Genomic DNA, 22,256 nt, shown 5'->3' with positions numbered 1-22,256 from the left:
GGAGCCGATCAGGCGCGTTCGTGCTGCTGGTCGTGACGTATTCGGCGGCGGCCCGGACCGGGCTCCGGAACCTGTGTCGCCGCCACGAGGGAGTCGTCGTACGGCGGTTCGGTCGAGCGGCGCTGTTCGACGGGACGGTGTACGCCGCGTTCCTCGCGCTCCGGCTGCGAGAGTCGTACGACGGGGACGTACAGATCGAGCGGACAGAGCCGTTTAACGAGTTCGTCGCACTCGACGAGCGGGTCCGCGAGGCGGCGAGCGCGTACGCGCGCCGCGACGCGAAGTCGACGCCGTACGCCGCGTTCGCCGCCGGGACCGACCACCCGGATCCGGACTCGATGCGAGGCGACGAGCTGTGAGCGGTATAAACGGGCAAAGCGACCGCGAGAGCCCCGGGGAAACGCCCGAGAGCGAAGAGCCGGCGGGCGGACTCGAGAGAGGACCCGCCGGAAGCGACGACCACGGTGCCGCTCTCGGACCGGCGGTTCCCGAGTCGACCGCGGTGATCGGTCGCCTCCCGACGGGGGCGAGCCTCCGTCGCGAACTCGCGGCGGCGGCCCGGACGCTCGGGCGGGCGTCGTCGGTCGAGGGCGAGCTCGTCGAGATCCGCGACGCGATCGCGGCGGTAGAGGTCGAGCCGGTCGACCTCGACGCGGCCAGGCGCCGGGTCGCGGCCGCGAGCGGCGAGGAGGAACGGCTGAAGGAGCGCGTCGCCGCTCTTCGCGGACGCGTGCAGGCCCGTCGGGCGGTCGAAGCGGAGACCGACGAGGCCCTCGGCGAGTTGGAGTCGGCGGCCGCGGAGCTGTCGGCGGCACAGAGCGAACGGATCGCGGCCGAGCAGGCGCTTCGACGGGCCCGCGAGCGGGCCGCCGACGCCCGTGACGCCCGCGAACGACGCCTCGAACTCCGGGATCGCCTCCGGAATCGGCGGCGAGACGCCCGCCGAGAGCTTGCCCGGGAGACCTACCCGGCGTTCCGCGAGGCGCTGGCGGCCGTTCCGGGCGCCGATCCCGCCGACGCCGGCGAGGATCCCGGAGCGTACGACGGACCGCCGCTCGCGGCGTCGCTGGCTGCGGTCAGGCTCGCGGACCTCGAGCGACCGATCGTGCTCGGCACGGAGGCGGCCCGGTGGGTCGCCGGTCGCGGCGAGACGACGCCGGAGTCGGTGCTCGACGCACCGGTGGTCCGGCCGTGCGGGCGGCCGGGGCTCTGACGGGTCGCGATCGGATCGGGTGACGGTTCAAAACGAGAGGTGCGAGGTCGACCCCGGCCCGTCGTCGCCGTCGTTTACGCCCCCGTCGTGCAGGTAGTCGTAGCGGTCGTCGGTGAGGAGGACGGTGTCGTCCTCGATCTCGATATCGACGCCGGGGAGCGCGGTTCCCGATGCCTCTCCGTTGTCGCACTCGCCCGAGCAGGCGTCGAACATCGACCCGTGTCGAGGACAGATGATCTCGCCGTCGCGGATCGCCGCGCCGCGGCCCGCGTCGAAGCGCTGGTCCTCGTGCGTGCAGTTGTTGACCCACGCCCTGACGCCGGGTGACTCCTCGCACAGGACGAGGATGACCTCCGTTTCGTTTCCGAAGGCGTCCTCGGCGGTGAAGCGGTACGAGCCGCCCGCAGGGACCGCGGACCGGTCGGCGATCTCGGTGGCGTCCGCCATGGCGTCGCCGTAGGAGCGTCCGATCGAAAAGCCTGCCGGGCGACGCGCTCGTCGAGCGGTTGCGGTGGAGCGCGTCGTCCCCTTCGATGGGTTTTATCCGGCCATACCGCGTGAAACCGGTGTGAGCCAGTTCGATCGGACCGCCGGCGCAGAGGCGGGTGCGGAAGCCGACGCGGGAGCGGAGACCGACGTGGGAGCGGAGGCGGGTGCGGAGGCCGACGGTGACCTGACGCCCGCCCTCCGGACGGAGTCCCGGGTGCTCCCCGCGGAGGTGTTCGCCACCCTCGGCAACGACACCCGAGTCGACATCCTTCGCGCCCTCCTCGAACTCGGCGCCGACGAGGCCGCGGTGAGCTTCACCGACCTCTTCGAGCGGGTCGACGTCGACGACAGCGCCAACTTCAACTACCACCTCCGGCAGCTCACCGGCCACTTCGTCAAGCGGAGCGACGACGGCTACGAGTTCCGGTACCCCGGCCGGAAGGTCGTCAGCGCCATCTTCACCGGGACCCTCACCGAGCGCGCGCAGGTGGGGTTCTTCCCGGTCGAGGGCGCGTGTTACGACTGCGACGGTGACCTCCACGGCTGGTACGTCGACGACACGCTCACCGTGGGCTGTGCCGACTGCGGCACGATTCAGGTGAGCTACCCCTTTCCCTCCGGCGGGCTCGACGACCGCACGACCGGCGAGCTGTTGCAGGCGTTCCACCACTACGTCCGCCACCACTACTGTCTGGCCGCGGACGGTGTCTGTCCCGAGTGCACCGGGACCGTCGAGACGACGCTCGTCCGCGACCCCGAGGAAGCGGACCTCGACGTCGCCGTCGAACACGTCTGCGGGCGGTGTAACTACCGACTGCGGTCGACGGTCGGCGTCACGCTGCTGGACCACGCGGAGACGCTGCTGTTCTTCTCCGAGCGCGGCGTCGACCTGAACACCGAACCGTTCTGGGGGTTCGACTGGTGCGTGAGCGACGAGCGGACGACGGTCGTCGCCGAGGACCCGCTTCGGGTCCGACTTTCGCTCCCGTGCGACGGCGACGAACTGCGCGTGGTCGTCGACGGATCGGTGGACGTGGTGGAGACGGCGCTGGTGAAGTAAACCGAGAGACCGGTCGCTCGCGGAACGAAAGCGCCCATCGGGCGGGCCGAACGACCCGACGGGCGACGGTAGAATACCTCGGTCGGATCGGCCGAGTCCGGACCGCTCGATCGACTTCGTTACTCGAAGAGCTCGACGGCCTGCTCGTAGCGAGCCGCAGGCTCGCTCCAGTCGACGACTTCGAAGAAGTTGTCCATGAACTCGCCGCGAGCCGGGCCGTAGTCGTGGTAGTACGAGTGCTCCCACACGTCCAGCGCCAGGATCGGGTGACCGCCCCAGATCGCGCCCTGGTCGTGCTTGTCAACCACGACGTTGCGGAGCTGGTTCGAGAACGTGTCGTAGACGAGCAGCGCCCAGCCGGAGGCGTTGCCGCCGGCCGCCTTGAACTCGCCCTTCCACGCCTCGTAGGAGCCGAAGTCCTCCTCGATGCGGTCGGCGAGGGCACCCGAGGGCTCGTCGCCGCCCTCGGGGGACATGTTCTGCCAGAACAGGTCGTGGAGGATGTGGCCCGACGAGTTGTGGGTCACGTTCCGAATCGCGCCCGCGGACGACGAGAAGTCGTGCTCCTCGCGGTTCGCCTCGAGCGTCTCCTCGGCCGCGTTCCAGCCGTTCACGTACCCCTGATGGTGGGTGTCGTGATGCCATTCGAGCACCTGCTCGGAGATGTGCGGTTCCAGCGCGTCGTAGTCGTACGGNGTTCCAGCCGTTCACGTACCCCTGATGGTGGGTGTCGTGATGCCATTCGAGCACCTGCTCGGAGATGTGCGGTTCCAGCGCGTCGTAGTCGTACGGCAGCGGATCGAGTTCGTAGCTCATGTCTACATTCCAGTCCACGCACGGGACGGGGAAGAACGTTCTCTGTAGCGTTTTTCAGTAAGAATGCTGTATAGTTTATAAATACAGCAGCACGCTTCAGAGCAGGTTTCAATCGCAATTTTCGATATTACCATACGAAAGTTGTTACTTCACGACTACCGCCGACGCGGAGCTTATCAGTGCCGGACTCATCAGATCGGTTATGACACCAGACGAGGCCGCCGCGGGCGGCGTCGAGCCGCTCGCCGGCGAAGCGGTCCGGCACGGGACGGGCGTGAACTCCGACCGGGCGTTCCCGACGAACGGCCACCCCGACAGCCTCGACCCGTTCGTGCTGTTCGAGCGGTTCTCCATCGACCCGGACAAGGGGTTCCCGATGCACCCGCACAAGGGGTTCGAGATTGTCTCGTACATGATCGAGGGCGGGATGGACCACGCGGACTCGCTCGGCGTCGAACACACCGCACGCGAGAACGAGGCGATGCGGATCACGACCGGAAGCGGGATCCGACACTCCGAGTTCCCCGCCGACGGAAGAGCGTGCAACGGGCTCCAGCTCTGGGTGAATCTGCCCCGCGAGGAGAAGGAGGCGGACCCGGACTACGTCGACGCGAGCGTCGACGAGCTCCCTGCGACCGACCTCGACGGGGCGACCGTCACGACCGTCGTCGGCGAGGGGTCGCCGATCGAGCTGTACACCCCGACGGAGTACCTCGATGTCCGCGTCGCCGACGCGTGGACGTGGGAGGTCCCCGAGGAGTGGGCCGGGTTCCTCTACGGGGTCGAGGGGAGCGGGACCGTCCGAGAAGGCGGTGCCGGCGCCGACGCCGCCCGCGAGTTCGGCGCGGGCGACGTACTCCCGAACGCGGACGCGCGGGACGTGACGGTCGAGAGCGACGGCGGCGGGCGGCTCCGGTTCGTCGCCGTCTCCGGCCGCCCGCACGGGGAGCCGATCCGTCAGCAGGGGCCGTTCGTCTTATAAGATCGGTCGGAGTCGGAGAACGAGGGATGATACCGCGGGGCACCGAAGCGACGATCGAATGCCACTCGACCCGGACCGGGTTCGGACCGTGACGTTCGACTCGTACAGCACCCTCGTCGACGTGGAGGCGGCCGAGGCGGCGCTCGCCGACCGCGTCCCCGAACCGGAACCGGTGTCGCGGCTCTGGCGCTCGCGCTCGCTGGCGTACACGTTCGTCGCGAACGCGGTGGACGCCTACCATCCCTTCTACGAGATGAACCGCGACGCGTTGACGTACGCCCTGGCGGCCAACGGCGTCGAGCTGTCGGCCGCCGAGCGCGACGAGATCCTCGCGGTGTACCACGAGCTGGAGGTGTTCGACGACGTGCGGTCGGGGATCGAGCGCCTGTGCGACGGCGGCTACGAGCCGTACGTGCTCTCGAACGGGAACCCGGAGATGCTCGACTCGATGGTCGAACACGCGGGGATCGGGGACCTCGTCGAGGACACGATAAGCGCCGACGAGGTGAAGACGTTCAAGCCGGCGGCCGAGCTGTACCGCCACGGCGCGGCCCGAACCGGGACGCCGATCGAGGAGATCGTCCACGTCACCGCAGGGTGGTTCGACGTGCTGGGCGCGTCGCACGCGGGGATGCAGGCGGTCCGTCTCGACCGGAAAGGGACGCCGTGGGAGCCGTTCGCGGGCGCCCCGGACCAGACGGTCGAGTCGATTCACGACGTGGCCGACGCGCTCGGGGTTTAGCGGCCGACGCGCTCGGGGTTTAGCGGCTGACGAGCTCGGGGTTTAGCGGCTGACGAGCTCGCAGTCTCGCGGCCGGCCCGAAGTCGGCGTCGATGCCGCCGCGGGCTCAGTCCCGCTCGGCGATGATCGTCTCGCCGGCGCGCACCGCGTCCCCCTCGGTCACGAGGAGGTCGCCCTCGTCGACGTCCGCGGGGAGGATCACGTCCGCTCGCGAGCCGAACGAGACGTGGCCCACGCGGTCGCCGCGGTCGACCGCGTCGCCGGGCTCGACCGCGGGATGGATCCGCCGAGCGAACCAGCCGGCGATGACCAACAGCTCGTACTCGCCGAAGTCGATCGCGACCTGCTCGTTGCGGTCGGACTCCTTGTCGAAGGCGGGCCGGTTCGCGCCGGGGCGATGCCGCACCTCGCGGACCTCGCCGGCGAGCGGCGCGCGGTTCACGTGCACGTCGGTGACGTTCATGAACACGCCGACGCGGAGGCGCTCGCCCTCCTCGCGCACGACGCTCACGGTACCGTCGGCCGGGGCGACGACGACGCCCTCGGCTTCCGCCGTCGATCGCTCGGGGTCGCGGTGGAACCAGAGGACGCCGAGCGCGAGCGCGAAGAGGCCGATTCCGACCGGCGGCAGGAACGGGAGCGTCACTGCGGCGGCGAGCGCGGGCGCGAGCGCGAGCCGCCACGCCTCGTCGACGACGTCGAACGGGAGGACCGCCGCGAGCGGGGGGTTCCGGGCCATCGTCAGGCCCCCGCCGGGTCACGGAGGTCTGGTCGAAGCTCGGTGCGGCCCGCGGCCCACGCCGCGAGCAGGTGGACGAGGTGGGTCCGGTCGTCGAGCCCGTCGACGAGGTCGAGGTCGGCCTCGCCGGCGAGGACGTGGAGCCGCGCGAGGTCGTCGCCGCCGTACTCCGACCCGGCCCGGGCGACCCGCAGTGCCTCCCGGAGGAGCTCTTCGCCGTCGTACCCGCCCTCGTCGAGCAGGTCGTCGAGGGTCGAGCGCGCGTCCTTCAGGTCACCGGCGCGGGCGTCGGCGAGCGCCTCTCGGATCGCGTCGTCGTCGCCGACCTCGCCGAGCGCCTCGTAGGCGGTGGACATGGTGATCTCGCCGCCCTCGACCGCGGTCGCCTGCGCCGAGAGGATCGCCTCCCGGAGGTCGCCGCCGGCCGCGCTGGCGACGAACTCCAGCCCGTCGTCGTCGCGGTCGACGCCCTCGCGCTCGCAGATCGTCTCGAGCACGTCGATCGTCTCGTCGGTGGTCGGCGCGCGCACGCGGACCGGGAAACACCGCGAGCGGATCGGCGCGATGAGCTTCGACGGCTGTCGGGTGGCGATCACGAACTGCGTGGTGCGGTGGTGCTGTTCCATCACGCGCCGGAGCGCCTGCTGGAAGTCCTCGCGGATCGCTTCGGCGTTGTCCAGAAGCACCGTCTTGTACTCGCCGGACATCGGCGCGTACGAGGCCGACTCCTTCAACACGCGGTTGATCATGTCGCGTTTCGCCATCCGACTGCGTCCCTGCAGGAACCCCTCGAAGCGGGGGTCGGTCCGGATCTCCTTTTTCGTCCGGCCGAAGAAGTCGGCGACGTTGATCTCGATCAGGTCGGCGTCCGGGTTCTCGTGGGCGGCCCGCGTCAGCGCCCGGGTCGCCGCCGTCTTCCCGACGCCGGGCGGCCCCTGCACGACGAGGTTCATCGGCTCGTCGACCGCGCGCTCCAAGCGCTCGCGGGCCTCGTCCTGACGGATCTCGTCGAGCGCCGGGGCGTGCGCGTCGATCCACAGCGGTCCCTCCATGTCGCGTCTTCCGAGCCACGTGGTCAAGAATCGGTCGGTCCGATGGCCGGTTCGGACCGCCGCCGGCGTGGACGCCCGCCGTACAGTCGTCTCTCGCGAAGCGCGTCGGCCGTCCGCCCGGTCGCAGGCCGGCTCGTCGACATTATTAATAATCGAAGTAAATAAACATCAACCATTAAGTACCGGGGGCAAATATCATTATCGTACATGTCACACGACAGCCGATCCGATGACAGCGACCGCCTCACACGCCGCCACTACGTGGCCGGCGCCGGAACGCTCGCAACCGTGGGGATCGCCGGTTGTTCCGGCGGTGGCGACGGAGGCGACGGCTCCGACGGAAGCGACGGCGGCTCCGGCGATCCGGTCGAAGTGCTTCACGGCTGGACCGGCGGCGACGGCGCCGCGGCGGCCGAGGCGCTCGAGGAGGCGTTTAACGAGGCGAACTCCGAGACGAGCCTCAACATGAACGCCATCGGCGGCGGCGGCAACCAGAACCTCGACGCCGTCGTCGCGAACCGACTCCAGAGCGACGACCCGCCGGGGGCGTTCGCTAACTGGCCCGGCCCGAACCTCGAACGCTACCAGGGCGTCCTCGGTAGCGTCGACGACGTCTGGGAGGAGAACGGCTTCGAGGACGCGATGGTCGAGGAGGCCGTCGACCTCCACCAGCAGGGCGGCAGTTACCGGGCCGTGCCGCTCGGCTCCCACCGGCTGAACTGCCTCTTCTACAACGTCTCCGTCGTCGAGGACGCGGGCATCGACGTCGACTCGCTGAACAGCCCCTCGGCGCTCATCGACGCGTTCGAGACGGTCGCCAGCGAGACGGACGCGATCCCGATGACGCACGGGATGTCCGGCACGTGGACGACGACCCAGCTGTGGGGCGCCGTGATGCTCGGCGAGAACGGCTACCAGCCGTACATGGACTTCCTCAACGGTGAAGGCGACGAGGCGGCAGTCCGCGCCGCGTTCGAGCGGACCGCAGAGATGCTGGAGAACCACATCAGCGACGACGCGTCCTCCATCGGCCTGACCGAGTCCAACCAGAACATCATCAACGGCGACGCAGCCTTCATCCACCAGGGCAACTGGGCGGCGGGCGCGTTCCGCAACGCGGAGGACTTCAGCTACGAGGACGACTGGGGCTTCAAGACGTTCCCCGGCACGGAGGGGATGTACACGCTCCACTTCGACTCGTTCCTCTACCCGGCTGAGAACCCGACGCCCGAGGCGTCGAAGACCTGGGAGGCGTTCGTCGGCAGCCCCGAGGCGCAGATCGCGTTCAACCAGTTCAAGGGGTCGATCCCGACCCGCACCGACGTGAGCATGGAGGAGTTCGGTCCGTACCTCCAGGAGACGGCCGAGGACTTCGCGAACGCGGAGTACCGGCCGCCGAACCTCCAGCACGGACTCGGCGTCCCCTCCGAGACGATGACGGCGCTCAACGACGTCATCTCCTCGGAGTTCACCGGCCCGTACAACGTCGACGCGGCGACGACGGGCTTCCTGGACGCGGTATCCAACTGAGCACTCCCAGATGCCCGATTTTTTCCGTCGATTGCACCGGACGATCAGCCCCTCCTCGGGGGACGACGAGAGCGAGGTCCGCGCCGACGGCGGCGTCGTGAGCGACGGCCCCACCGCCGACGCGCCGACGGAGCCGGACCGGGACGCGACGGCGCGTCTCAAGGCGGCCCTAGACCGGCGGTTCGGGAGCGACTTCATGGAGTCGTCGATCTTCTGGCTCCCGCCGTTCCTGCTGATGGGCCTGTTCGTTTACGGTGCGGTCATCTGGAACCTCCTCATCTCGCTGACCGACTACCAGCGCTTCGAGAACGCCCCGGACTACTCCGACCTCGACTTCGAGATGTACACCCGGGCGCTCGCGGACTCCGGGTTCATCGACGCCGCGGTCAACACGCTCATCCTGCTACTCCTGTTCACGGCGGGAACGCTCATGGTCGGCCTCCTGTTGGCTATCCTGATCGACAGGGGCATCCGGTTCGAGAACTCGTTCCGGACGATCTACCTCCTGCCGATGAGCCTCTCGTTCGTGGTCACCGCCCAGTTCTGGCTGTGGATCTACAACTACAACAACGGGATCGCCAACAGCGTCATCGGGACGTTCGGCCTCGGGCCGGTGAGCTGGCTCGGCAACCAGGACATCGTCCTCTACGCGATCATCTTCGCGCTGATGTGGCAGTTCTCGGGGTACGCGATGGTCGTCTACCTCGCCGGCCTGCGCGCGATTCCGAGGGAGCACTACGAGGCGGCCAAGGTCGACGGCGCGTCGACGCTGAAGATGTACTGGCGCGTGATCATTCCCCAGCTGAAGGGCGCGACGATCAGTGCCGCGGTCGTGCTGATGGTGTTCGGCATGAAGGCGTTCGACTTCCTCTACTCCCTGACGGGGGGGTACCGGCCGCCGAACGGCGCCGACATCCTCGCGACGAAGATGGTGCGCGAGGCGTACGCGAACCTCAACTGGGCGTACGGGGCGGCGATCGCGATCGTCCTGTTCGGGATGGCGCTCGGCGTCATCGGCCCGTACCTCGTCTACGAATACCGGAGGGATAACCTATGAGCGACACGAAACCTCGAACCGACGGCGGCGCGACGACGACGGCGCGGCTGCGCCGGACCCTCGACCGGATGACGGTCGAGGACGCCGGCCTGTACGTCGTCTTGCTCTTCGCGGCGCTCTTCTACATCGTCCCGATCGAGTCCGGGCTGGTGACGTCGTTCAAGACCGGAACCGCGATCATCGAGACGGCGCCGTTCGCGCCGCCGGGACCGTCCGGGTTCACCTTCGAGAAGTGGCAGACGGCGATCGACGCCCTGCTTCGCGGGATGGGGAACAGCCTGCTGTACGCCGTGCCCGCAACGGTCATCTCGGCGATCGTCGGAAGCATCACGGCGTACGGGCTGACGATCCCGACCTGGAAGAAGTCGTACAAGGCGGTGGTGTTGATGCTGATCATCGCCGGGATCTTCATCCCGTATCAGGCCGTGCTGGTGCCGCTGACCCAGTTCTGGTCGCAGTGGGCCCAGCTCGACCAGGTGTTGTCGTTCGTCTGGGCGCTCGGCGTCTCGAACGACTACGCCGGCATCGTCGAACTGGTGATCACTCACGTCGCGTACGGGATCCCGATCTGTACGCTCCTGTTCCGGACGTACTACAAGACGATGAGCGAGGAGATGATCGAGTCGGCCCGCCTCGACGGGGCGACGCTCCGTCGGGTGTACCGCCGGATCGTCCTCCCGCTGTCGGGGCCGATGTTCGCCGTCGTCCTCATCTATCAGTTCACCCAGATCTGGAACGACCTCCTGTTCACGCTGGTGCTCGTCTCGACGGAGTCGAGCCCCGCGGCGCCCGTCGTGTTAATCTTAGCGGGCCTCGGGACCTCGCTGGAGGGGCAGGACTTCGCGCTTCGGATGGCCGGAGCGTTCTTCGCGGCGCTGCCGACACTGGCGGTGTACATCTTCTTCGGCGAGGAGTTCGCCGAGGGGGTGGCGGCGTGACACTGCCGCCGACATCGTCCGGCGGCGGCCGTCGGCCGGGACGCCGGCGGCCGGACTGCGAGGCGGGGCGGCGCGCGAACGACCACACGACACCGACCACAACACAAAGACATGGCAACGCTTGAACTCGACTCGATAACGAAGACGTTCCAGGACGGAGACGAGGAGATCGTCGCGGTCGACGACGTCTCGATGTCGATCGACGACGGCGAGTTCCTCGTCGTCGTCGGTCCGTCCGGCTGCGGGAAGTCGACGACGCTCCGGATGGTCGCCGGCCTGGAGACGATCACCGCCGGCACGCTCAGCATCGACGACCGCGTCGTCAACGACGTGAAATCGCAGGACCGGGACATCGCGATGGTGTTCCAGTCGTACGCGCTATACCCCCACATGAGCGTCCGACAGAACATGTCGTTCGGGCTCGAGGAGTCGACGGACCTCCCGGACGAGGAGATCAACCGGCTGGTCTCGGAGACGGGCGAGATGCTCGGCATCTCGAACCTGCTCGACCGGAGGCCGAGCGACCTCTCCGGCGGCCAACAGCAGCGCGTCGCGCTCGGCCGCGCCATCGTCCGCGACCCCGAGGTGTTCCTGATGGACGAGCCGCTGAGCAACCTCGACGCGAAGCTCCGCGCGGAGATGCGGACCGAGCTCCAGCGGCTCCAGAACGACCTCGGCGTGACGACGGTGTACGTCACCCACGACCAGACCGAAGCGATGACGATGGGTGACCGGATCGCCATCCTCGACGGCGGGGAGCTACAGCAGATCGCGTCGCCGCTGAAGTGCTACCACGAGCCGGCCAACCAGTTCGTCGCGAGCTTCCTCGGCGAGCCCTCGATGAACTTCTTCGACGTAACGCTCGACGGTAACCGGCTGGTCGGTGACGTCTTCGACTACCCCGTCGCCGACGAGGTGCGGGCGAACCTCGGGCAGACGACCGACCTCGTGTTGGGGATCCGTCCCGAGGCGATCGAACTCGTCGAGCGGAAGAGCGACGCACACGAGTTCGAGATGACCGTTGACGTGGTCGAACCGATGGGCGACGAGAACACGGTGTACCTGCACTTCGATCCCGACGCGGACCCCGACGTCGCCGAGACGCTCGTCGCGACGATCGACGGCTTCACGCGCGTCAGCGAGGGCGACTCGGTAGTCGCGCGGATTCCTGAGGACGCGATCCACGTCTTCGATCGGTTAACGGGAGAGGCGCTTCACAACCGGTCGATGGAAGACGCCGCCGACCAGGTCGACCTCGTCTGACCGGCCCGCGCACCGCCTCGTTTTTCTGCCGTTTCCGCGAGTCGCCGTCACCAGTAGGCGGTCCGATCGACGCCCTCGGCGAGGAGCGCCGCGGCGGCGACGTGGGCGTAGGCACACCACCCGAGCGCCAGGAGCGCGGCGATGCTCCGCGCGGCCGTCGCCGCGAGCAGGCTCCACGCGACGACGACGAGCACGGTTGCGCCGACCCACGCGAGGAAGTACGTGCTCGACGCCGTGCCGCTGAGGGCGTCTCGTCGAAGCCCCGCAGGGAGCCCGTCTCGGACGCTCACGACGGCCGCCGCCGGGAAGAGGTACCCGCAGACGACCGTGACGAGCAGCGCGAGGGTCGCGAGGGTCGCGAGCGTCACACCGCTCAGCGCGTCAGGGACCGACCCGCTCGCGACGACGTAGCCGGCGGCGGCCACGGTGAGGCCCGCGGGGAGGAGATAGACCGCAGCGACGCCGAGGAGGCGTCCGCCGAGCCGTGCCGTGACGGTCGTCGCCAGCGGCAGAAACCCGTCGCCGGCGAGGACGCCACCGAGAAGACCGAGCCACGCGAGGAGGGGGACGACGGCGAGCAGCAGCGGCGCCACCAGCGACCAGTCTGGCCAGAGGCGCGCCGCGAACCGAACCAGCGTCCCGCAAAGCAGGAGGGACGCCAGGCTCTTCGCGGTGCCGTCCAGCCGCGTTCGATCTGCGAACGGGTACCGGAGCGCGTCGAGGAACACGTCAGAAGGTCTCGCCAGCGCCGCGCAAAACGATGACGGTCACGCGTCGGTCACTCCCGGACCCGCTCGACTTCGCGCCGCAGGCCGTCGCGGACGCGCTCGGCGATGTCCTCGGCGTCGCCGCGGTCGGCGGTCTCGGCGTCTTCGGTCTCCAGCAGTCGGTCGAGCCTGCGCTCGAACTCGCGCTCGTCGACCTCGCCGCGGGCGTAGCGCTCGCGGAGCGCGCGGAGGGCCGGGTCGTCGGGGCCATCGGCGTCGTTCCCGTCGCCGTCGTCCTCGGGGATGGGCTTCGCCAGCGTGTGGAGGACCGGTAAGGCGACGAACAAGCCGAAGAACCAGACGAGCGGCAGCGACCACCAGAGCCCGGTGACGAGCGGGGCGGCGACGCCGGCGCCGACGACGAGGACCGCGAAGATCCGCCGCCAGCGGTGACGGAGGTTCCACGCGATCCGGCGGGGAAGACCGGTCATAGCTTGCTTGACGCCCGCGAGGGGCAAATCGGTTTCGTCGCGCGAGGGCGGTCGGTTTGTCGCGGAGGGCGGTCAGTTTGTCGCGGAGGGCGGTCAATTTGTCGCGGAGGGCGGTCAATTTGTCGCGGAGGGCGGTCAGTTTGTCGCGGAGGGCGGTCCCGTCCCGGCTCACCCCAGTTCGAAGACGAGCCGGTCGCCGGGCGCGACGCCGTTGCGGTCGCTCCACCCGCGTGGCACTTCGAGGACGTACCGGCCGGTGCCGCGGTACCGGGCGTCGGAGTCGGGCGCCGCCTCGTGGATCTCGGTGACGGTGCCGTCGGGGGCGACGAAGACGATGTCGAGCCCGAACGACATCCCCCGCATCACGTAGGCGCGTTCGCCCGGCTCGTCGTGGACGAACAGCATCCCCTCGTCGTCGTCGAGCTCGTCGGTCTCGGAGAGGCCGACGTACTGCTTCGCGAGGCCGTCGGCGACGCGCACCTCGACGGTCGCGAGCGACTCGCCGGTCTCGCCGTCGACCGCCTCGACGGTCGTCGTCTCGTAGCCCGCGATCAGGAGGGCCGGGTTCGCCGCGATCGCGGCGGCGAAGAGGAGGGCGACGGCGGCGAGAATCCCAGCGACCGCGAGGAGGCGGCGGTTCACGGTCGATCCTCGCGCCGCAGAAAGAAACCGTTTTCCGCTCCCGGCGGGTTTGAAACGCTGAGGGCTCGTGGTCTAGCTGGTCATGACGCGGCCTTTACAAGGCTGAGGTCGGCGGTTCGAACCCGCCCGAGCCCACTTATCGGCGCCGCGAACAACTCGTGAGCGGCGCCGTTGTGACTGTTTGAGGNGAACGGAGCGAGCGAAGCGAGCGAAGTGAGTGAGGTTCGAACCCGCCCGAGCCCACTTATCGGCGCCGCGAACAACTCGTGAGCGGCGCCGTTGTGACTGTTTGAGGGCGGGTTCGAAGCAGGGAACGGAGCGAGCGAAGCGAGCGAAGTGAGTGAGGTTCGAACCCGCCCGAGCCCACTTATCGGCGCCGCGAACAACTCGTGAGCGGCGCNGAGCGAGCGAAGCGAGCGAAGTGAGTGAGGTTCGAACCCGCCCGAGCCCACTTATCGGCGCCGCGAACAACTCGTTGATCGCGACTCGGCGTGAGCGGCGCGTCCGCGGTGAACACCGCCAACGCCCCAGCCGCTCGTTTATAAGCAGTTCGCGGTAGATCGACGGTGAAGACTTCCAACCCGCCACCTGCCACGGCTCGTGCACCTCGCTGCGGTGTCGCCGCCGGCGATACTGCCGGGTGCCCGTGGCGCTACGCGCCACGTCTCTTTATGCGGACATTCTGAGTGGCCGAGATCGGCCATAGCGTTTTGTGCGCTCGCCGTGACCGGGCCATGTATGCCCGAAGACCCCGTTCACGAGTCCCGACAGTCGCGGAGCCGACAGTCGCTCGCCACCTACTTCCGACGCATCGCGCGGGCGCTCGGCCGCGGGGAGCCGGTCCCCGTCGACGACGCCGGCACGGTGACGGTCGATCCGCCCGCGGAACAGGAGGTCGAGATCGAACTCGAGCGCGAGGACGGGATGGTGCACTTCGAGGTCGAGATGGAGTGGCCGGAGGCGGAGGGCGAGGTCGACGAGGACGCGGCCGCGAGCAAGGCCGCCTTCGAGCTGTACGCGGACACAGCCGGCGAGTGGCGCTGGCGGCTCGTCCACGACAACGGGAACATCATCGCCGACGGCGGCGAGGGGTACTCCGACAAGCGCGACGCCGAGTCCGGGATCGAGAGCGTCCGGCGAAACGCGCCCGGCTCACACGTTATCGACGTCTCCCGCGACGAGACGGCGCCCGACGACGGCGGGAGCGACGCGACCTTCGAACTGTTCCGCGACAAGGCGGACGAGTACCGCTGGCGGCTCCGGCACGACAACGACAACGTCATCGCCGACAGCGGACAGGGGTACGCCTCCAAGCAGAAGGCCAAACAGGGCCTCAACAGCGTGAAGTCGAACGCGCCCGGCGCCGCCGTCGAGGAGTTAGGTGACGACGAGACCGACGGCGAGGACACGGAGGAGTAGCCGACCGATGGTCCCCGACGACTCCCCCTCCGCCGACGAGTCGACCACGAGCGTCCCGCCCACAGACCCACGCGTCAGCGGCTCGAACGGCTTCTTCACGGCGGGAGACGGCTCCCCCGCGGACCTGAGTGACGTGCTCGTCTACGGGCTCCTCGGCGGCGTCGCCGGTTCGGTGCTGTCGTTCGTCCCCTTCGCCACCGTGCTGGGCGGCGCGGTCGCCGGCTACCTCTGTGGCGGCCGGTCGAGCGACGCCCTCAAGACGGGCACGGTCGCCGGCGTCGTGATGACGCTGCCGTTCGCGGCGGTCGTGTTCTTCCTGCTGTTCTTCCTCGGGTTCGCCGGAGCGCCCGCGGAGTTCGGAGCGGTCGCGCTGTTTGTGGTCGGCCTCTCTGCCGCGTACACCCTCGGATCCGGGATCCTCGGCGGGCTCCTCGGACACTACCTCCGGGGGGAGCTCTGAGGCCGCCGGCCGCCGACCCGCCCGCCTCGGCGCGGACCGCACCGCTTATTCGCCGCCCGTTGCTACCTCGGCCCGCACATGGACGCGCTCGACGCTAAGTACCCGTTCTTCGCGACCGCCCGCGAGGCCGTCGCCGACGCCGCGGTGTCGCTGCCGGAGCTCGTCGCGGCCGACGCGCCGGCGGTCGAGCGCGCCCGCGAGCGCGTGGAGCGCGCCCTGCTGGACGGGACGGTCGCGTCCGAGAGCGGCGCCTTCCCCGCCGAGTCGGCCTACGACGCGCAGGCCGAGCTGCTCTCGTACCCGATCGCGCGGATCCTCGTCTCGCTCCTGGACTCCGACCCGGCGATCGAGAAGTACGCCGCCGCGGAGGCCGCGACGGCGATCGACCGGATCCGCGAGGACCTCGCGACCGACGACGAGCTACGGTCGATGTCGACCCCGACCCTCGCGCTGGAGGACGTGCTCGCCGAGTTCGACCTCGCCGACGCGATACGGGCCGAGTCACCTCGACCGAGCGGGGCCGGCGCTGCGACTGCGACGGGGGCCGGCGGCGCGCCCGGCCGCGACCCGGAGCACTACTGGATCGCCGTCGGGCCGTACCTCCGGCTCACGTCGCCCTCGTGGGGCGAGTCGTGGCGCCTCGTCAACCGCGCGCTGGCCGACGGCGAGGTGCGCGTCTCCCGCGAGGAGCTGCTGGACGCGCTCGAAGCCGCCGTCGAAGACCGGGTCCGAGAGGGACTCCCGTTCGAACTCGCCGCGGGGGAGGGGATCGCCGCCGAACTCGAGTCGGGCGTCGCGGACCTCAAGCGGCTGCTCTCCGAGCGCACCTACGCCGGCCCGGTCGACGTGGTCGCCCCAGAGCTGTTCCCGCCCTGCATGCGGAACCTGATCGACAAGGCCGATCGAGGGACCGACCTCTCTCCGCCCGAGTCGTTCGCGCTGATGGCGTTCCTCGTCGGAATCGGGATGACGCCCGACGAGGTGGTCGCGTTCTGCGCGGACACGAGCCTCGACGCCGAGGGGATCCGGTACCAGACCGAGTACCTGAGCGACGACCGAGGCACCCAGTACCCGCCGCCGACCTGCGAGACGCTGGCGAACTACGGGATCTGCCACAACGAAGAGGACCACATGCAGGTCGCCGCCGACCCGCTCGCGTACTACGAGCAGCGCGTGGCCGACGCCGAGGAGATCACCGACTGGCGGGAGCGGAACGCGAACGCGGGAGAAGTCGAGGGCGAGTAGTCGCGCTACTCGCTGTCGTCGCCCGCGCGGATGAGGTACGCGCCGACGAGCGCCATCAGCAGCACGAACGCGGCGAGCAGCGCGACGAGGGCGATCGCACCGGTCTCCGGCAGTCCGTCGGGACCGCCGAACGCGACCCCGATTCCGACCAGTCCGGCGACGAAGACCGCGGCCGCCGACAGCGAGACCGCGATCTGCCGACGAAGCTCCGCGTCGATTTCCATGCCCGCGGCTTCCCGTCGCCGCTAAAAAAGCACTTCGATGAGGGCGGCAGCGTCGAGGCGGCTCGGTCGGTCGTCGCGCTCTGACACAGATATCGCCCGTTCGACCCCGTTTTGGCGGCGAATTTATCTGTTTACGTCCCCTATGTTAACCTGAAACGAGGGTCCCCCTCGTGGTCACCGATGACGCACACTCGAAACGCAGCCGCGTCAACAGCCCTTGAACCGACACCGTCGGAAGAGCCGTCCTCGACGCCGCCGTCCGGGTCTCCGACGCCGCCGAGCGACCGCGACGGTCGGTCCGCCCGCGCCGCCACAGAAGAGATGACGGTCCGTCCGCTCCGCGATCGGCGGTACGTTGTCGAGACCGAGGGCGGGACCTACGTGGTCGGGCTCGACGCCGGCACCTGCACCTGCCCGGACCACGCGATCCGCGGCTCTCGCTGTAAGCACCTCCGCCGCGTCGCGATGGAGGTGACCGCGGGGACCGTCCCCGCGCCCGACGAGCGCGTCGGCGCCTGCGCGGTCTGCGGCGCGGAGACGTTCGTCCCGTTCGACGCCCGCGGCGCACACCTCTGTGACCGACACGCGTTCGAACCGGGCGCGGTCGTCCGCGACCGAGAGACGGGGAAGCGGCTCGTCGTCGTCGCGGTCACGACCGAGCGGGCCGACGCCTACCGGACCGACGCGGGTCGCGCCGTCAGCGAGTACGCGACGAACGCCGACTACGGCGCCCACGAGCCCGTCGTCGAGGCTGTCTACGCGGAGTCGCTCCGCCCGGGGCGAAGCCTCGGGGACTGCGACCGGTACGGGTTCCCGGCCTCGCGGCTCACCCGGCGAGGTGGCTGATGTCCCGGCGGAGCGTGTACCCCTTGGGAACGCCGACGGCGCCCAGGCACTCCTCGCACAGCACCCGCTCGTAGTCGCGGTTCGTCTCCTTCTCGAGCAGCGAGACGTCTCCGATCGGAAACACCGACTCGCACCGATCGCACTCGGCTTTGTCGCCGTCGACAATCTTCATCACCTCTCCGTTTCCGAGATCGATATATAAATTCGCGGACGGCGTTATCACTCCGGATAGCGGGTACCATAAAAATCGGGTGTCGAAGCGTCGGTCGACGCGGTCGAGGTCTCTGCGGTCGTCCGGCGTTAGCCGAAGAGCTCGCCGAGGCCCTCGCCGCCGTCGCCCTCGTCCTCGTCGTCGTCGTCGGCCGCTTCCTCGGCGGCCTCCTCCTCGTCCTCTTCCTCGTCGGCCTCGTCGGCCTCAGCGGCGTCCGCGGAGCCGCCCGCGGCGGCGCCGGCGGCGGGGGCCGCGGCGGCCGTCTCGACGGCCTCCTCGATGTCGACGTCCTCCAGCGCGGCGACGAGCGCCTTGACGCGGGATTCCTCGACGTCGACGCCGGCGGCGTCCAGCACGCCGGTGATGTTCTCCTCGTTGATCTCTTCGCCAGTCTCGTTCAGGATGAGCGCAGCGTAAACGTATTCCATTGGTGTGTCCTCGTAGTGTTAGCCGAACATCGCGCCGAGACCCTCGCCGCCGTCGTCGCCGTCGTCATCGTCGGCGTCGTCGTCGGCCGCCTCAGCGTCGTCCGTGTCGTCTTCTTCCTCCGCCTGTTCCTCCTCGTCGGCGTCGTCCGTCTCGGGAGCCGGGGCGGCTTCGACGCCCTGCAGCTCCTCGGGGAGCGCCTCGTCGTCGTCGATCTGCGCCGCGAGCGCGCGGAGCTGGGCGTCGGCCTTCCCGATGAGGTCGGGCACGACGTCCGGGCTCTCGATCTCTGCGAACAGCCCGACGGACTTCGCCTCGCCGGACGCCTTCGCGAGAAGGCTGCCGACCGTGGCGGCCGTGGGGTACTCGGCGTTGATCGAGAGGTTACGCGCGGCGGCGGCGGCGGACCGGATGTCCGCCTCGTACTCGTCGACGTCGATTTCGAGCTCGTCCGGCTCGAACAGGACGCCCTCGGAGTAGACGCCCTTGAGATCGAGTCCGACCTCCTTCGGCTCGATGCCGAGTTCGGTCAGGACGTTCGCGAGGTCGTCGTCGACGACCTCGCCCTCTTCGAGGACCTTCGAGTCCTCGGTGACCATGATCGAGCCGTCCTGGATGCGCGCGGCCGCGCCGACGGTCTGAAGCTCGCCGACGAACGGTCCCGGGTCGACGCCCGTGTCACCCTCGGGGATGACGACGTCGTTCGGGGCGACCTCGCCCGCGTTGATCGGGGCGGGGGTCTTCGAGGCTTCCAGCTGCTTGAAGAGGCCGAACGGATTGTCGTTCGTGCCGATGAGCGCGACCTGACCCGCGACGTACTGGGTCAGCTCTTCGACGCCGTCGTTCACCTCTTCGAGCGCGCGGACGGTGAGCGTGTTGCGGCTCATCCGGACGTCCGCGGAGCCGTGCAGCTCGCGGCGCATGGCCTGAAGCTGACGGCTCGGGATGCCGGCGACGCCGACGATCCCGACGGAGTTGAACGACTCGATGAAGTCGACGAGCTCGTCGACCTCCTCCTGTTTCCACTGCGGGATCGTCTCGGTCTTGCGGACCGAGCTCATACGGGCACCTCCTTGGCGGGACCCATCGTGGTCTTCACGTAGATCCCGTCGATGTTGAGCGGGCCCTTCTCGAGGCTCGCTTCGAGTCGCCGGATGATGACGTCGATGTTGTCCGAGATCGCGTCGGGGCCCATGTCCTCGGCGCCGACACGGGTGTGGAACGTGCGCCGGTCGCGAGACCGGAGCTGCACCGTGTTCTTCATCCGGTTGACTGTGTCGACGATGTCGTCGTCCGGCTGCAGTGGGGTAGGCATCTTCCCGCGCGGACCGAGGACGGTACCGAGGTACCGACCGATGTCCTGCATCAGGTTGGCCTCCGCGACGAAGAAGTCGGTTTCGCCGGCCAGGTCCTTTGCGCGGTCGTCGTCGTCTCCTAAGTCCTCGAGGTCGTCGCTGTCAAGCACTTGATCAGCAACTTCCTGAGCGCGGACGGCGGTTTCGCCCTCCGCGAAGACGACGATCTGTGTCTCCTGCCCCGTTCCAGCCGGCAGCACGACGGACTCGTCGATGCGGTTCGACGGATCGTTGAGGTCGAGGTCTCGCAGGTTGATCGCGATGTCCACGGTCTCGCGGAAGTTCCGCTCGGGCGCATCGTCGAGTGCGAGGGTTACGGCCTCTTGTATTGTGTCTGCCATTTTCACCTCCGTAGTACGCAGGTCGCTCCTACGGGTCAGTGAAACAGGCGAAGCCTGTCTCACCGGAGAGTGGTCCATCGGAGGTTTAAAAGCGTCGAACCGCCTGTCCGGGTGAGAACCGGCGACAGGGTCCGTGCGGGCGGCTCTCACCGACGCGACCTCTCGACGCGCCTTTCGACGACCGTCGAAGGCGAAAACGTCGCATAGGGGAACCCTTTTGATGCCGCTCTTCGACCCACGAGGTAATGACTCAGGGTGGTCCGGCGTGACGATGGACGACCGTATCGAGGATCTCCGCGAGCGACGGGAGCGGGCGGCGCTCGGCGGCGGCGAAGACCGGATCGAGTCCCAACACGAGCGAGGCAAGATGACCGCGCGCGAGCGCATCGACTACTTCCTCGACGACGGGACGTTCCACGAGTTCGACCGGTTCCGCACCCACCGCAACCACAAGTTCGGCACCGAGGAACAACAGATCCCGGGCGACGGCGTTGTCACGGGGTACGGCGAGGTGAACGGCCGGAAGACGTTCGTCTTCGCGCACGACTTCACCGTCTTCGGCGGGTCCCTCGGCGAGGTGTTCGCCGAGAAGATCTGCAAGGTGATGGACAAGGCGATGGACGTCGGCGCGCCCGTCGTCGGGCTCAACGACTCCGCCGGCGCTCGCATCCAGGAGGGCGTCGCCTCGCTCGGCGGCTTCGCGGAGATCTTCCGGCGCAACACGGAGGCGTCCGGCGTGATCCCCCAGATCTCGGCGATCATGGGCCCCTGTGCCGGCGGGGCGGTGTACTCCCCCGCGATCACGGACTTCACGTTCATGGTCAAGGACACCTCGCACATGTTCATCACCGGCCCGGACGTCATCGAGACGGTCACGGGCGAGGAGGTGAGCTTCGAGGAGCTCGGCGGCGCGGTCACCCACTCGTCGACCTCCGGCGTGGCCCACTTCGCCGAGGAGAGCGAGGAGAACGCCTTGGACGACATCGCGCGGCTGCTCTCGTATCTCCCCGCCAACAACGTGGAGGACCCGCCGCGCGTCGAGCCGTGGGACGACCCCGAGCGCGCCGACGAGGAGCTGGGCGACATCGTCCCCGACGCCCCCCGGAAGCCGTACGACATGAAGGACGTGATCGGCAGCGTCGTCGACGAGGGGTCCTTCTTCGAGGTGCAGGAGAACTTCGCGAAGAACATCGTCGTCGGGTTCGGCCGGCTCGACGGGCACTCGGTCGGGATCGTCGCCAACAACCCCCGCGTGAACGCCGGCACGCTCGACATCGAGTCGAGCCAGAAGGGCGCCCGGTTCGTCCGGTTCTGTGACGCGTTCAACATCCCCATCCTCACCTTCGAGGACGTGCCCGGGTTCATGCCCGGCACGGATCAGGAGCACAACGGGATCATCCGCCACGGCGCGAAGCTGCTGTACGCCTTCTCGGAGGCGACCGTCCCCCTCCTCACCGTGATCACTCGAAAGGCGTACGGCGGCGCCTACTGCGTGATGTCCTCGAAGCACATCGGCGGCGACGTGAACTACGCGTGGCCGACCGCCGAGATCGCGGTGATGGGCCCGAAGGGCGCCGTCAACGTGCTCTACCGCGAGGAGCTGGCCGAGGCCGACGACCCCGACGCGCGGAGGCAGGAGCTCATCGACGAGTACCGCGAAGAGTTCGCGAACCCCTACACCGCCGCCGACCGCGGGTTCGTCGACGACGTGATCGAGCCCTCGGAGACCCGCGCGCGGCTGATCGACGACCTGACGATGCTGAAGGGGAAGCGCTCGGACGCGCCCGACAAGAAGCACGGCAACATCCCGATCTGATGGCGACCAACGCATCCGAACGGGAGGAGGCCGCGTCCGAATCGGGCGACACCTCGCCCGCCGGCGCCGCCGCCGTCGCCCTCGACGGGCTGTCGATTCCGGACGACGCCGGCGACGCGGAGGCTGCTGCCATCGCCGCCGCGGTCGCGGCCCACGTCCGAGACGGCGAGCGCGCCGCGGTCGCGGCGGCGG

The 22,256-nt window shown here is 69.0% G+C and carries 26 protein-coding genes, 1 tRNA gene and 2 pseudogenes; 16 read left to right on the top strand and 13 right to left on the bottom strand.

Features of this window, described 5'->3' with window-relative positions:
- Positions 1-20 precede the first annotated feature (20 nt).
- Both C468_RS03025 and C468_RS03020 read left to right on the top strand, forming a co-directional pair.
- On the top strand, positions 21-359 hold the full coding sequence (locus C468_RS03025) for a DUF7855 family protein (protein ID WP_008847404.1): 339 nt from the start codon (positions 21-23) through the stop codon (positions 357-359).
- On the top strand, positions 356-1,213 hold the full coding sequence (locus C468_RS03020; RefSeq protein ID WP_008847403.1) for a DUF7856 family protein: 858 nt from the start codon (positions 356-358) through the stop codon (positions 1,211-1,213). Before C468_RS03025 ends, C468_RS03020 begins: the two co-directional genes overlap by 4 nt.
- A gap of 27 nt (positions 1,214-1,240) precedes the next feature.
- On the opposite strand, the gene C468_RS03015 is transcribed toward C468_RS03020, so the two are convergent.
- On the bottom strand, positions 1,241-1,660 hold the full coding sequence (locus C468_RS03015) for a Rieske (2Fe-2S) protein (protein ID WP_008847402.1): 420 nt from the start codon (positions 1,658-1,660) through the stop codon (positions 1,241-1,243).
- Between the two features lie 121 nt (positions 1,661-1,781).
- Here C468_RS03015 and C468_RS03010 point away from each other — a divergent pair, with 121 nt between their 5' ends.
- Complete coding sequence (locus C468_RS03010) at positions 1,782-2,762, top strand: ArsR/SmtB family transcription factor (RefSeq protein ID WP_008847401.1); 981 nt, start codon at positions 1,782-1,784, stop codon at positions 2,760-2,762.
- A 119-nt stretch (positions 2,763-2,881) separates the two neighbouring features.
- Here the strand turns inward: C468_RS03010 and sod are convergent, their stop codons facing one another.
- Together sod and C468_RS19305 are read right to left on the bottom strand one after the other, a co-directional pair.
- Positions 2,882-3,439: a superoxide dismutase gene (sod, locus tag C468_RS03005; protein ID WP_049911951.1), complete on the bottom strand. Its 558-nt coding sequence runs from the start codon at positions 3,437-3,439 to the stop codon at positions 2,882-2,884.
- 70 nt (positions 3,440-3,509) lie between these two features.
- Positions 3,510-3,578 (bottom strand): annotated as a pseudogene (locus tag C468_RS19305) (superoxide dismutase); the annotation flags it as partial.
- 202 nt (positions 3,579-3,780) lie between these two features.
- Between C468_RS19305 and C468_RS03000 the strand changes: the two are divergent.
- Together C468_RS03000 and C468_RS02995 are read left to right on the top strand one after the other, a co-directional pair.
- Complete coding sequence (locus C468_RS03000; protein ID WP_008847399.1) at positions 3,781-4,560, top strand: pirin family protein; 780 nt, start codon at positions 3,781-3,783, stop codon at positions 4,558-4,560.
- A 58-nt stretch (positions 4,561-4,618) separates the two neighbouring features.
- Positions 4,619-5,302: a haloacid dehalogenase type II gene (locus C468_RS02995; protein ID WP_008847398.1), complete on the top strand. Its 684-nt coding sequence runs from the start codon at positions 4,619-4,621 to the stop codon at positions 5,300-5,302.
- Between the two features lie 106 nt (positions 5,303-5,408).
- On the opposite strand, the gene C468_RS02990 is transcribed toward C468_RS02995, so the two are convergent.
- Together C468_RS02990 and C468_RS02985 are read right to left on the bottom strand one after the other, a co-directional pair.
- The gene (locus C468_RS02990) at positions 5,409-6,041 is read right to left on the bottom strand and encodes a protein sorting system archaetidylserine decarboxylase (protein WP_008847397.1); all 633 of its coding nucleotides are present in this window, start codon (positions 6,039-6,041) and stop codon (positions 5,409-5,411) included.
- Between the two features lie 2 nt (positions 6,042-6,043).
- Positions 6,044-7,093, bottom strand: a complete 1,050-nt coding sequence (locus C468_RS02985) for an AAA family ATPase (RefSeq protein ID WP_008847396.1) — start codon at positions 7,091-7,093, stop codon at positions 6,044-6,046.
- Between the two features lie 372 nt (positions 7,094-7,465).
- Between C468_RS02985 and C468_RS02980 the strand changes: the two genes are divergently transcribed.
- The 4 genes from C468_RS02980 (at position 7,466) to C468_RS02965 (ending at position 11,881) form a co-directional block, all read left to right on the top strand.
- The gene (locus C468_RS02980) at positions 7,466-8,623 is read left to right on the top strand and encodes an ABC transporter substrate-binding protein (protein WP_193788241.1); all 1,158 of its coding nucleotides are present in this window, start codon (positions 7,466-7,468) and stop codon (positions 8,621-8,623) included.
- Positions 8,624-8,654: 31 nt separating this feature from the next.
- Positions 8,655-9,680, top strand: coding sequence for a carbohydrate ABC transporter permease (locus C468_RS02975; RefSeq protein ID WP_008847394.1), 1,026 nt, complete (start codon positions 8,655-8,657; stop codon positions 9,678-9,680).
- On the top strand, positions 9,677-10,618 hold the full coding sequence (locus tag C468_RS02970; protein ID WP_008847393.1) for a carbohydrate ABC transporter permease: 942 nt from the start codon (positions 9,677-9,679) through the stop codon (positions 10,616-10,618). Before C468_RS02975 ends, C468_RS02970 begins: the two co-directional genes overlap by 4 nt.
- Before the next feature lie 111 nt (positions 10,619-10,729).
- Positions 10,730-11,881 carry an ABC transporter ATP-binding protein gene (locus C468_RS02965; RefSeq protein ID WP_008847392.1) on the top strand — a complete coding sequence of 384 codons (1,152 nt, stop codon included), beginning with the start codon at positions 10,730-10,732 and terminating at the stop codon, positions 11,879-11,881.
- A 47-nt stretch (positions 11,882-11,928) separates the two neighbouring features.
- On the opposite strand, the gene C468_RS02960 is transcribed toward C468_RS02965, so the two are convergent.
- The 3 genes from C468_RS02960 to C468_RS02950 all read right to left on the bottom strand — a co-directional run bounded on the left by C468_RS02960 (position 11,929) and on the right by C468_RS02950 (position 13,721).
- A complete protein-coding gene (locus tag C468_RS02960) occupies positions 11,929-12,609 on the bottom strand; it encodes a hypothetical protein (protein WP_008847391.1) in 681 nt (226 codons plus the stop codon).
- A gap of 50 nt (positions 12,610-12,659) precedes the next feature.
- Entirely contained in the window at positions 12,660-13,079 is a 420-nt protein-coding gene (locus C468_RS02955; protein ID WP_008847390.1) for an SHOCT domain-containing protein, read from the bottom strand.
- A 168-nt stretch (positions 13,080-13,247) separates the two neighbouring features.
- Positions 13,248-13,721 (bottom strand): DUF192 domain-containing protein, encoded by a 474-nt coding sequence (locus tag C468_RS02950; RefSeq protein WP_008847389.1) that lies wholly within the window; start codon positions 13,719-13,721, stop codon positions 13,248-13,250.
- Between the two features lie 61 nt (positions 13,722-13,782).
- Between C468_RS02950 and C468_RS02945 the strand changes: the two genes are divergently transcribed.
- From C468_RS02945 to C468_RS02930, 4 genes are all read left to right on the top strand, one after another.
- Positions 13,783-13,856: transfer RNA gene (locus C468_RS02945), tRNA-Val, on the top strand.
- 603 nt (positions 13,857-14,459) lie between these two features.
- The gene (locus tag C468_RS02940; RefSeq protein ID WP_008847388.1) at positions 14,460-15,140 is read left to right on the top strand and encodes an HVO_2922 family protein; all 681 of its coding nucleotides are present in this window, start codon (positions 14,460-14,462) and stop codon (positions 15,138-15,140) included.
- Positions 15,141-15,147: 7 nt separating this feature from the next.
- Positions 15,148-15,600, top strand: a complete 453-nt coding sequence (locus C468_RS02935; RefSeq protein ID WP_008847387.1) for a DUF5518 domain-containing protein — start codon at positions 15,148-15,150, stop codon at positions 15,598-15,600.
- A gap of 78 nt (positions 15,601-15,678) precedes the next feature.
- The gene (locus C468_RS02930; protein WP_008847386.1) at positions 15,679-16,845 is read left to right on the top strand and encodes a DNA primase large subunit; all 1,167 of its coding nucleotides are present in this window, start codon (positions 15,679-15,681) and stop codon (positions 16,843-16,845) included.
- A gap of 5 nt (positions 16,846-16,850) precedes the next feature.
- Here the strand turns inward: C468_RS02930 and C468_RS02925 are convergent, their stop codons facing one another.
- Entirely contained in the window at positions 16,851-17,069 is a 219-nt protein-coding gene (locus C468_RS02925) for a DUF7472 family protein (protein WP_008847385.1), read from the bottom strand.
- Between the two features lie 321 nt (positions 17,070-17,390).
- On the opposite strand from C468_RS02925, the gene C468_RS02920 reads away from it, so the two are divergent.
- A complete protein-coding gene (locus C468_RS02920; protein WP_008847384.1) occupies positions 17,391-17,915 on the top strand; it encodes an SWIM zinc finger family protein in 525 nt (174 codons plus the stop codon).
- Here C468_RS02920 and C468_RS02915 read toward each other — a convergent pair.
- From C468_RS02915 to C468_RS02900, 4 genes are all read right to left on the bottom strand, one after another.
- Positions 17,896-18,087 (bottom strand): hypothetical protein, encoded by a 192-nt coding sequence (locus tag C468_RS02915; RefSeq protein ID WP_008847383.1) that lies wholly within the window; start codon positions 18,085-18,087, stop codon positions 17,896-17,898. The genes C468_RS02920 and C468_RS02915 overlap by 20 nt on opposite strands.
- A gap of 128 nt (positions 18,088-18,215) precedes the next feature.
- Positions 18,216-18,554, bottom strand: a complete 339-nt coding sequence (gene rpl12p, locus C468_RS02910) for a 50S ribosomal protein P1 (RefSeq protein WP_008847382.1) — start codon at positions 18,552-18,554, stop codon at positions 18,216-18,218.
- Positions 18,555-18,572: 18 nt separating this feature from the next.
- The gene (locus tag C468_RS02905) at positions 18,573-19,613 is read right to left on the bottom strand and encodes a 50S ribosomal protein L10 (protein WP_008847381.1); all 1,041 of its coding nucleotides are present in this window, start codon (positions 19,611-19,613) and stop codon (positions 18,573-18,575) included.
- A complete protein-coding gene (locus tag C468_RS02900) occupies positions 19,610-20,248 on the bottom strand; it encodes a 50S ribosomal protein L1 (RefSeq protein ID WP_008847380.1) in 639 nt (212 codons plus the stop codon). The genes C468_RS02905 and C468_RS02900 overlap by 4 nt, the downstream gene beginning before the upstream one ends.
- A gap of 271 nt (positions 20,249-20,519) precedes the next feature.
- On the opposite strand from C468_RS02900, the gene C468_RS02895 reads away from it, so the two are divergent.
- Together C468_RS02895 and C468_RS18485 are read left to right on the top strand one after the other, a co-directional pair.
- Complete coding sequence (locus C468_RS02895) at positions 20,520-22,064, top strand: acyl-CoA carboxylase subunit beta (RefSeq protein WP_008847379.1); 1,545 nt, start codon at positions 20,520-20,522, stop codon at positions 22,062-22,064.
- Positions 22,064-22,256, top strand: a pseudogene (locus C468_RS18485) (hypothetical protein); the annotation flags it as partial. The gene C468_RS02895 and the pseudogene C468_RS18485, both read left to right, overlap by 1 nt.

The sequence above is a fragment of the Halorubrum kocurii JCM 14978 genome, assembly GCF_000337355.1.
Taxonomy (GTDB): Archaea; Halobacteriota; Halobacteria; order Halobacteriales; family Haloferacaceae; genus Halorubrum; species Halorubrum kocurii.
The sequence above is the reverse complement of the archived record's forward strand: the minus strand, read 5'-3'. Positions and strand labels throughout refer to the sequence as shown.